General features: G+C 51.3%; 8 protein-coding genes, 4 tRNA genes and 1 rRNA gene. All 13 read left to right on the forward strand.

Translation table 11 applies throughout. From position 1 onward, the window contains the following. Positions 1-64: 64 nt before the first annotated feature. Positions 65-180, forward strand: a 5S ribosomal RNA gene (gene rrf / locus KO508_RS08140). Between the two features lie 209 nt (positions 181-389). Continuing rightward, the gene (locus KO508_RS08145; RefSeq protein WP_216007855.1) at positions 390-1589 is read left to right on the forward strand and encodes a DUF6160 family protein; all 1200 of its coding nucleotides are present in this window, start codon (positions 390-392) and stop codon (positions 1587-1589) included. Positions 1590-1598: 9 nt separating this feature from the next. Beyond that, positions 1599-2675, forward strand: a complete 1077-nt coding sequence (locus KO508_RS08150) for a hypothetical protein (protein ID WP_252738004.1) — start codon at positions 1599-1601, stop codon at positions 2673-2675. Then, entirely contained in the window at positions 2672-3226 is a 555-nt protein-coding gene (locus KO508_RS08155) for a DUF6160 family protein (RefSeq protein WP_216007856.1), read from the forward strand. The genes KO508_RS08150 and KO508_RS08155 overlap by 4 nt, the downstream gene beginning before the upstream one ends. 15 nt (positions 3227-3241) lie before the next feature. After that, a complete protein-coding gene (locus KO508_RS08160; protein ID WP_216007857.1) occupies positions 3242-5644 on the forward strand; it encodes a DUF6160 family protein in 2403 nt (800 codons plus the stop codon). A 105-nt stretch (positions 5645-5749) separates the two neighbouring features. Beyond that, a complete protein-coding gene (locus KO508_RS08165; RefSeq protein ID WP_216007858.1) occupies positions 5750-6721 on the forward strand; it encodes a biotin--[acetyl-CoA-carboxylase] ligase in 972 nt (323 codons plus the stop codon). Further along, positions 6718-7452: a type III pantothenate kinase gene (locus KO508_RS08170; protein ID WP_216007859.1), complete on the forward strand. Its 735-nt coding sequence runs from the start codon at positions 6718-6720 to the stop codon at positions 7450-7452. Before KO508_RS08165 ends, KO508_RS08170 begins: the two co-directional genes overlap by 4 nt. After that, entirely contained in the window at positions 7449-8111 is a 663-nt protein-coding gene (locus KO508_RS08175; RefSeq protein WP_252738005.1) for a hypothetical protein, read from the forward strand. The genes KO508_RS08170 and KO508_RS08175 overlap by 4 nt, the downstream gene beginning before the upstream one ends. A gap of 31 nt (positions 8112-8142) precedes the next feature. Further along, positions 8143-8218: transfer RNA gene (locus KO508_RS08180), tRNA-Thr, on the forward strand. Positions 8219-8258: 40 nt separating this feature from the next. Further along, positions 8259-8342, forward strand: a tRNA-Tyr gene (locus KO508_RS08185). A gap of 11 nt (positions 8343-8353) precedes the next feature. Beyond that, positions 8354-8428 (forward strand) — tRNA-Gly (locus KO508_RS08190). A 14-nt stretch (positions 8429-8442) separates the two neighbouring features. Beyond that, a tRNA-Thr gene (locus KO508_RS08195) sits at positions 8443-8518 on the forward strand. A 51-nt stretch (positions 8519-8569) separates the two neighbouring features. After that, positions 8570-8803: GTP-binding protein (locus tag KO508_RS08200; RefSeq protein WP_252738006.1), on the forward strand; the 234-nt coding region annotated here is incomplete at its 3' end.

Genomic DNA, 8803 nt, shown 5'->3' on the forward strand with positions numbered 1-8803 from the left:
ACGCAACAACGAAAAAATCAACATCACAACTCTCTATCTCATCCCCCAGTGATCAACCGTTTTGTCTGACGACCATAGCGGCTTGGAACCACCTGATCCCATCTCGAACTCAGAAGTGAAACAAGCCTGCGCCGATGGTAGTGTGGCACTTGCCCATGTGAGAGTAGGTCATCGTCAGACTCTTAATACTAAAAACCCCCTCCGGATAGCCGGTGGGGGTTTTTTTATGCCTGAGTTTTGAACCGCCGCACATTTAGAAGTGTAAATAATTGATACGCTTCTTGGAAAGAACTTGCAAAGCGCAATAGAAATAGGCCGGTACCAAAGGACGCATCAATCACCGTTAGTATGCTGTCATAACAATAATGCGGTAGTTGTGAGATGTAGCGATGAGTAGACTAATTGCAGTGGTTTTCCTTTCATCCCTTTCTACGGCCTTGAGCGCCGAACTTAGCCCAATATCTGATCAACAAATGTCTGAGGTGACGGGGCAGGCATTCGTATCCGTCGATCGACAATATCACCCGGATACTAGCGATGCGACAGCTTATACACGAGTAAACCTCGGTATGGATATCGAAATCCAAACCAATGTTGATGTGCTTGAAGTGGGCCGTTACGAACGTGACGGAGAGAAACCCGGAACCTCTGACGTTTACATCGAAGATTTTGCTCTAGGCTATATCAACAATCAGGCATATTACGATGCCAATCCCAAAGCTCCCAAGCAGCGTAAGCCAGATGGCAGCGCTTATGCGGAGGGGGAGATTGTTCCCTTCATGATAGACAATCCCTTTTTTGAATTCGCATACGATCAAGCCGCCGAAGAAATAGTCGGCTTTCGGCTAGGTTTCGGAGAGGCTATGGGCGTGCTCTCCGGTAAGATCGAAACCCTGTCTGGAAACGTTAACATCGATATTATTGATAAAGGTGAGGGGCTAAAAAATGCAAATTCCAACGGCAATGTCGCAGACAGGCTGATCACTTTGCTCACGCCATTGCTAGAAGGTAGTAGTCCGCTACAAACAAAGGCGGAGCTGGTTTATGGGGCCGATGGCGATCCTAATCTTGGTGAGTTGGACCCGGTCCGCGCCGAGTATATTGGTATCCCTAACGGTGAGAAGTTTGTCTTAGAAGGTGCGAGCGGTTTTACTCGCTGGGCCCTTAGGAACTTTATTGCGCCGGGCTCAAGTTCCCGAATAGAGCTACCTGGCTGCACGTCGTTCTTTGTGTGCCCTGGGGGTGATATCTACGTGTACGCTCAGGATTGCCTTGTTCTTGGCATAGACTCCTGTTTCGATCTGGATATATACAATAGTTTCTCAATTGGAGAAATCGGTGTAGTAAATGGAGAGCGCCGCATCGTGGCACCGGCCGATGGAGCCTTCATCTCCTTCCAAACAAAAGACCTTGATTGGCTGAAGGATGTGAAAAAAGAGAATTTCACTCCAGAAGATTTTATTAGAACTACGGCAGGCGCGTTCTTCAATATTCCGAACGGCGCAACTGAAGTTAACCTTAGCGAGGCTCTTAATGGGACGCAGCGTGTACGTACTGAGTACATAGATCGCGGCAGGGGGTTGTTCTAGGTGGCCATGATGAAACCCGTTAAAAGATTGTTCGGTCGTTTAACTGCATGCGTGCCTGCTACAGCGCTCGGCTTGTGTCTTGCCGGTAGCGCCATGGCAGAGCTTGAGGGGCTGTCTGAAAACGAAATGTCGGAAATTGATGGAGCGGCCATTGGCGTTGTGCTTGAAAATTTTAAGTTTTCCCACGGAACAGATAAGCCTGATGCGACTGGCAACCAAGCCCGGATATTTCGGATTGCTGGCATTAAAAGTACCGATGGACGGGATGTGGATATCACCGTAAACCGATTTTATGTGTCGGGTGCAAATAGTGATTACGGCGAAAACCTGACAGGGGTAAACCTTGGGCGGCTCATTAATCCTTGGCGCATTGATGTTGTAGACGGGGATGATATTGGCATAGACCATAAAGCAGTGCTTGAATTCGCTGCTCCTGCAATGGTTTCGGCTGCGGAAGGATACGATTGTTTGAGCACGGGAGCCGTAGCAGGAACCGGTACCTGCTCAAGTCGGCCAGCTACCGCTGACTATAACGGTGAACGGGCAGATATTGGCATGCAAATGAATGTGGGTATAGGGGCCGATCGCTCCGCCAATATCAATATTCACGCCCAAAGTGCTGTCATTGATGGTAGTTACTTACGGCTGTGGGGAGATGGCGATCGGAACCAGATGGTTGCTCAGTTCAAACTGAATTTTTACACGCCTGAGCTCTCTGTAGATGTTTGTGCTCACGATGGCAGTACCTGTGATTCACGGATTTACATGTCTGATGTTGTCATGGAGTTAGCACTGGGAAACCAGCTGCAACCCTTATTCCTTGATGTCGATGGCGGAGGTAACTTTGTTATAGATATTGCTGCCATTCGCAAGCCGGCAGCGGGAGAGATCGGCGCAAATGGCCTCCGTGGTAGCAGCAACACTGAAGCTTGGGATTTTTACGAGTCCTACTACGCCAATCCCGAGTACAGGAGCAACTTCAGCATTGGAAATTTTAGTGTAGGAAGCAAAGATTTCGGTTCCGCGCGGGTTCAGGGCATGTTGATCCAACACCTGAGTATACGAACGAAGGACCTTGCACAATGAAGACTGCCAGCTCAATTGTTAAACCTGTGGCTATATTGTGCTTGTTTGCGTTCGCGTGGCCAGCTGCCGCCGAGATGACACAGATTAGCGACGATGCTATGTCAGACGTCTCCGGGCAAGGCGGTATCTACCTCTCAGGGGACGTCAGCATCAACGAACTCGGTGGCCCGATAGAAAACAGTTATTTTGGGCGCTGTGATGATGTAACAAAGAAGTGTGGGGCCCGCTTAGCCTATCGCTTAAAGGATACGGGTGGCTGGATGGTCCTTGATGAGCTTCGCGGCAGTTTTGCGTTCGAAGGGCTTACTCTGGGTATGAGAACCATAGATTCTGGTTTCGCAGGCGATGGAGAGCTATTCAATGGGGATGTTTTGGAGCTCGGCCTGCCGAATACTGTGAGGTTCGACGATGTTCGCTTCAAAATCGCGGCCAGCAATACTCCCCGGCCAACTGACCCCGGCTTTCAGCAAACGGATATTTTCTCTGTAGAGATGCAGGGTAGCGTCATCATGGAAGGTAATCTGCTTGTCTTCCCGGCGGGAAATCCCTAAGAGGTGAGGCGAAATATGAAGACAAACAAGAATCGCAACTGCATTCTCGCCCTTCATTCGGGAGTTTTTCTACTTGGAGCGTTTTCGGTAGCCTCCGCTGACATGAGAAGCCTTGATGATTCGGAGTTGGCGTCCGTTAGCGGGCAAAGCGGTATAACTTTGGAAATGGATCTAGGGGCTACCGCAGATAGGATATCCTATTACGATGATGGCAAGGGCGTCCATCTTGAAGGGTTTCGGGTGGGGTCTTCTTCAAATCCCACCGGTCAAGCACATCATACAATAAAGGTGGATATAGGAGCTGAAGCATCCCTTAACCTCGACTATCTAGTCGAAGACCGCAGGGTCGAATTTGGTGATATCCGTCTGGCTGGAGCACCTGGCGTTAGCATGGGCGGCCTCTTCTTTGACCACTCTCTTGAAGGTTTTTTGAATATCAGGTCCGGCGGTGCCACCGGGGGTGCCGGTTATACCTTTGATTCTGCATACACCATGACTGGTGGGCGGTTGGGCTATAGAACCAACGGCAATGAGGTGTTTCTCGACGGCATAACTATGGACGTTGAGGCTTTAGGCGTTACGCTTGATGTGGTTGGAGATACCTTAAAGCTCGACGCACCTAGAATTGTTGGCACATGGCAGGTCGATGCTATTCGCTACAGTGGTAATCCTGCAAATCACGGAGTCAGTCGTGATGTTGGTTCCGGTGCTCTGCTGGCATCGTATGGCGGATTAAGTGGCCACTATGAGTTGTCGTCTAGTACGGATATTACTGCGGGTGGTCGTGATGGCGAGGGCCTGAGGATCGACAACTCAACAGCCATCCACAGTGCCTCCTTTCTCTATCATGACGATGGCAACGTTTTGGCACTTCGGGACATTACCGGCTACCTAAACGTTAACGACATGCGGCTTGATGTGACTACCGACTGGCAGAGTAGGCCAGCATTGGCATTGACGCTGGGTTCTGCTGTGGGCGAGTTGAATATTGGTGCCATTGAGATGGGCAGGGATGGCCGTAGTATTGGCGAAGTGAATGCAAGCTTCCTGTTCGAAGACCACGCGTATAATGGACGTGCATACACGAACGCAGTGTATCTTCAGGGTGGCGGGCATGCAGATGCAGGGCTGCAAGGTTTGCGGCTGGCAGCAGAGTGGAGCTTGCGCCGTGCCGATTTGAGCTTCACCGAAGACGGAAATCGTGTGATATTCAGTGGCCTACAGTCATGGGGTCGAGGTGACATAACCGTGAATGTTACCCGCAACGAAGTTCGAGGTGGCACCCAGTTCTACGACGGTCTTAGAGTCGGTTTTGAAGGAGTTAAGGCAGGCTATCGAATTAATGGCCTGAAAGTCGGCAGTGAGGACGCTCGGTTGCAAGGCGGTACTGAGCTGCTACTCGCGCTTGGTTTCTATCCGGCTTACGAATTTGAGCTCGATGGGCATATAACCCTTGGTGCCGGCGGAGCAAGTGGCGAAGGCATCACGGTGAACTCTGACGTTCGAATCCAGAATGGTAAAGCGGCTATCATTGCGGATCCTTACGATAAAGGAGCCGGTGAGATCAGTCAGAAAGGCCTTTGGATCAGTGAGCTTGAATATGATGGCCATGTACGTGACATGACAATAGACGCAACGGATGAAGGTTTAGCTATGGTTACCGGAGAATCCTGGGGCACCATGGATATTGGCAACTTGCGAGTAGGGGACAAGTCGTCGGGTAAGAGCTTTGGTCGGTTTGTGCGGCAAAGTTACGAGGTCGGAAGCAGCATGACCATTGTCCCGGGTGGTGCGGGAGATGTCTGTGCAGGGGGCTCGGGTAGTACCCAGATAGTATGTGAGGCATCCGGTGGCATATGGGAAACCAGAGGAGAAGAAGGTGTTACAGTCCGCCTGAAACAGATACTTGCCAAAGCTGACGGTGATGGCCGAAAGAATGCGTTTACATGGGAGACAAACCGGGAGTTGGATGGGGCTGACAACCCAATCAATGGTACGGGGACCAGCCTGATATTAAATGATATTTATACAGGTGACGGAGGCGATTTCGACGGTGACGGTATCGAGGACAATACCTTCGGGATTCGCACGGACTTAGCCGTTGATGTGTATCAGACGAAAGTCGTTAAAAAGTCCACTGGCCCTGATTCTTTAGGTGTCATCGGTTCAAAGGGGGATGAGAAAATTATGGATGTTGCGGCAGCGCAGGGCTACCGTTACGTGAGCAATCCTACGCCGGGTGAAGTAAATAGTCGTCCTCTTGGTTTTGCTGTGAAGGCCCAGAGTCAGTTTAAAGAGCTTTCTATTAACACTGTCGATCTTGTACATCAAGCTGGTGGCGCCCAGACTGCTATTTACGGCGTTAAGATGCAGAATTTCAATATACGAGCAAACCTCACCGCAACACCTATTCCTTGATGAATTCGGTGGCTCGACGAATTAGGTCGGGCCGCCAATTTTGTTTTTTAGCCCCTTCTGGTGTTTAATCCGCCGATACAAAATCTTCCGGCTGGATAATCTCTGATGAAACTTAAAGCTCTTATTGCCCTTCTCAGCGACGGCCAGATTCATTCTGGTGAGTCCCTTGCCCGTCAGCTGGGTGTGAGCCGTACCGCGATTTGGAAACAAATAAAGCGTATCGGCAATGAGGGGTTCGAGGTGGCAACCATTCGGGGGCGAGGTTATCAGTTAGTGTCTCGGGTTGATTTGTTGGACTCTGCGTTGATAGTGGGCCAGCTAGATCCCGGCGTGTCCGGCCGGATCGATTTGCGGGTACTGGATGAGGTGGATTCGACCAATGCTGAGGTTTTTCGCCAAATTTCCGAAGGCGGCAATAATAGGTTTCCCGTAGTTATTGCCGATCTTCAGACGGCCGGGCGAGGCCGGAGAGGTCGAAGTTGGCGTAGCCCTCGCGGAGAGAATCTCTACCTAAGCATGGGGTTAACCTTTCACGGAGGGTTTGCCGTTCTTGATGGGCTTAGTTTGGTCTTGGGAGTGGCTGTCGCAGAGGCTCTTGAGACCCAGGGGGCGAAAAATATTGGTTTGAAATGGCCAAATGACATATTTCTTCCTGCTGGAAAACTAGGTGGCATACTTGTGGAGTTGCAGGGGGAGTTGCAAGAAGGCTTGGTGCAAGTGATTGCGGGTATTGGGATTAACGTTCATATGTCCAGTGCTGACGATGTCGACCAGCCTTGGAGTAGCCTAACGCAGGCGTTTCCGGATATAAGCTGGTCGAGGAGTCAGCTTGCGGCAGCAGTGATCGAGGCTGTATCCGGTGCCGCAGACGTGTTTTCTCGCGACGGTTTCAGCGGTTTCCGGGCGGCCTGGCAAGAGCGTGATATCTACTGTGATCGGATGGTTCAGGCGCAGGGCGGAGATATCAAGGGAGTGGGTTGTGGTATTGATGCAACGGGGAACTATCTACTTCGTACCCCAGAGGGGAGTGTTGTCCCAGTGCGTGCTGGAGAAATCAGTTTGCGGGTGGCGGAATGAGGCTAGTGATTGATGCCGGCAACTCTCGACTAAAATGGCGACTAGATGGAGCGGGCGGAGTATTAGCGCAGGGGTTAGGTGGAATCGAAGACGCTGACCCTATCCCGGAATTACCTGTTGGCGCTGGAACTATTTCCAGAGTAGCTGTATCTACAGTGGCATCTGAGGAAAAACGGCTGCACCTTTTGCAAAATCTGTCCAACCGGGTAAGTGCCCCTATCAGGTGTTACTGGTCGGAAGCCTGCCGGGATGGGCTTGTGAATGCTTATAGTAACTACCAGCAAATGGGAGCGGATCGATGGCATGCAATGTACGGCGCTTGGCTGGATTGTAAGCAAGGTTTTATTGTGGTGGACGCTGGCAGCGCCATTACCGTCGATTATGTGGGGTCTTCCGGTCAGCACCTAGGCGGTTTTATTGTTCCGGGCTTGCATATGATGCGACGGAGCTTGCAAGTGGATGCGGCCCGCATAGGCTTTGACGCTAGCAATGTTTCTGACAGCTCACCGGGTAAAAGCACAAGTGAATGTGTTAATCATGGTCTGACCTGGCTGTCCAGCGCCCTTATCGGTCGGGTTCATGGTGATTCAAAGAATGCAGGTGTCCGCGATATTTTGGTCACGGGTGGGGGGGCTGAAAGGCTGCTTAGCCTAGGTCTGAAAGCAACTTACCGTCCGTCACTGGTGTTAGATGGGTTGGCTGCGATAGACGCACAGGTCGTTACAGAATGAAGTGGCTGGTGCTCGTTTTGGTTGTTTGTAATCTTAGCGTTTGGCAGTTGGGGGCAATATCGAAGTCCGCGACTCGGTCTGACACCGTTGCTAGCGGCACTCTCCCGCGAGTGGCAAGCCTTAAGGTTCGAAGTGGAGCGGCAGATGCGGCCAGTCGCTTGACGGGCGAGCGCGCATGTGTCCGGCTGGGCTGGATGCAATCGCTGGATGCCGCTAGGGCCCTCAAAGCCCATCCGGCACTTACACGCGCTTCTAGGTTGTCGTTGCAAGAGGTTGATCGGCCGCTGCCCGTTTTGCATTGGGTGATTATCCCTCCCCAGCCAACCGATGTTGCTCTTCGCCAGCTACGGGAGATGCAAGATCAAGGGGTAGATTCTTACTTGGTTACTGAAGGTCCCAACAAAAATGCAATTTCTTTGGGGCTCTTTGAGTCCCAAGATGCAGCAATATCTGTGCTGGAAGAAAAAAAACACGAGAATTTTAACGTGGTACTGGTCAACTTCGACCGAAATCAGATAAGCTACGCGCTCGCTTTCGAGGCAGAGCCAGATTTCGCTATGGAAATGGCTCAGGCGCTAGAGGCGGATTATGGTTCGGAATTTGATTTCATTGAAATCGATCGTTGTGAAGGTGTTGCAACGGCCGAAAAAAATCCGTAGTATACCGCCCTCGCTGAACAAGCGAATGTGAGCTGGCGTAGCTCAGTTGGTAGAGCAGCTGACTTGTAATCAGCAGGTCGGGGGTTCGATTCCGTCCGCCAGCTCCACTTTTTTGTTGTGACAGGTGCAGAAGATCGCACCTGACTCGGAGGGGTTCCCGAGTGGCCAAAGGGATCAGACTGTAAATCTGACGCGAAAGCTTCGCTGGTTCGAATCCAGCCCCCTCCACCACTTAATTGCTCGCGGGCATCGTATAGTGGCTATTACCTCAGCCTTCCAAGCTGATGACGCGGGTTCGATTCCCGCTGCCCGCTCCAATTTGATTTGCAATGCTCATGTAGCTCAGTCGGTAGAGCACATCCTTGGTAAGGATGAGGTCACCGGTTCAATTCCGGTCATGAGCTCCACTATTTATCCGGTCAACGCTGCTATCTGGGTTGATTAGGGGGATTGGTCGAATGTCTAAGTCTAAGTTTGAACGTCTCAAGCCACACCTGAACGTGGGCACCATTGGTCACGTAGACCATGGTAAAACGACTCTGACCGCTGCTCTGACTCGTGTATGTCACGAAGTGTGGGGTACGGGTTCTGCGAGTGCATTCGATCAAATCGATAACGCACCGGAAGAGCGTGCGCGTGGTATCACCATCGCGACCTCCCACGTTGAGTACGATTCTCCAACTCGTCACTAC

Source organism: Marinobacter salexigens (genome assembly GCF_018860765.1).
Lineage (GTDB): Bacteria > Pseudomonadota > Gammaproteobacteria > Pseudomonadales > Oleiphilaceae > Marinobacter > Marinobacter salexigens_A.